The following is a 376-nucleotide window of genomic DNA, read 5'->3' as shown; positions in this document are numbered from 1 at the left end:
TGTACGTGGCTGGAGAAGGCGTGACGCGGGGATACTTGAACCGTCCCGAGCTGACGGCAGAGAAGTTTGTAGACAACCCGTTTGAAGAGGGCGGGCGGATGTATCGCACTGGGGACCTGGCACGCTGGCTACCGGACGGGAACCTGGAGTACCTGGGTCGGATCGATGAACAGGTGAAAATCCGAGGGTACCGAATCGAAATAGGCGAAATTGTGCATGTTCTTCTTCAACACGCGGACGTGAAGGAAGCGGTGGTTGTGGCTCGGAAAGACGAGCAGGGCGAGTCTTATCTGTGTGCCTACGTGGTAAGCCGTGGTGTATTTAATGCATCCGAGTTGCGCGCGTATTTAAAACGGAGTCTGCCTGAGTACATGGT

The 376-nt window shown here is 55.3% G+C and carries 1 protein-coding gene; it reads left to right on the top strand.

Going from position 1 to position 376, the window contains the following annotated elements; translation table 11 throughout:
• Nucleotides 1-376: AMP-binding enzyme (locus FS818_RS28395; protein ID WP_145336746.1), on the top strand; the 376-nt coding region annotated here is incomplete at both ends.

It is taken from the genome of Paenibacillus xylanexedens, from assembly GCF_007680605.1.
Lineage (GTDB): Bacteria > Bacillota > Bacilli > Paenibacillales > Paenibacillaceae > Paenibacillus > Paenibacillus xylanexedens_B.
Note: the sequence above shows the minus strand (reverse complement) of the source record. Positions and strands in the feature narration are given on the sequence as shown.